Annotated in this window: 1 protein-coding gene; it reads left to right on the top strand. The window is 63.2% G+C overall.

Annotated elements, in window-relative coordinates; translation table 11 throughout:
- Positions 1-745: 4Fe-4S dicluster domain-containing protein (locus AB4Y92_RS25135; protein ID WP_441822093.1), on the top strand; the 745-nt coding region annotated here is incomplete at both ends.

Below are 745 nucleotides of genomic sequence, written 5' to 3'. Positions count from 1 at the left end.
GTTCCAGCGCTTCAAGACGCACCCGATGATTCGGGATGTCTTCGAGGGCGGCAAGCGACTGTCCTATGGCGCGCGCGCCATTACCGARGGCGGCTKSCAGTCGGTGCCGAAGCTGACCTTCCCGGGCGGKGCGYTGRTCGGYTGCGCSGCYGGCTTCGTCAAYGTKCCCCGCATCAAGGGCAGCCACAACGCGATCCTGTCCGGCATGCTGGCCGCCGAGCATCTCGTGCCGGCTCTGGCGGCGGGACGCGCGCATGATGAAGTCAGTGAGATCGAAACCAGTTGGCGCTCATCTCCGATCGGTCGCGACCTCAAGCCGGTCCGCAACGTCAAGCCGCTCTGGTCGAAATTCGGGACGATCGGCGGTGTTCTGCTCGGCGGCATCGACATGTGGCTGAACCAGCTCTTCGGCTGGTCGCCTTTCGGCACGCTCAAGCATGGCAAGGCGGATTACGCGACTCTGAAGCCGCTGAGCGAAGTGACGCCGATCACTTATCCCAAGCCGGACGGCAAGCTCTCCTTCGACAAGCTGTCGTCGGTGTTCCTGTCCTCGACCAATCACGAGGAAGACCAGCCGGCGCATCTGAAGCTSACCGACCCGTCTATCCCGGTCGCGAAGAACCTGCCGCTCTATGGCGAACCCGCCCGGCTTTACTGCCCGGCTGGCGTCTACGAGATCGTCTACACGGATAACGAGACGAAGAGCGATCCGCGTTTCGTCATCAACGCGCAGAACTGCGTGCAC

The sequence above is a fragment of the Lysobacter sp. TAB13 genome, from assembly GCF_052113885.1.
Lineage (GTDB): Bacteria > Pseudomonadota > Gammaproteobacteria > Xanthomonadales > Xanthomonadaceae > Lysobacter > Lysobacter gummosus.
The sequence above is the reverse complement of the archived record's forward strand: the minus strand, read 5'-3'. Positions and strand labels throughout refer to the sequence as shown.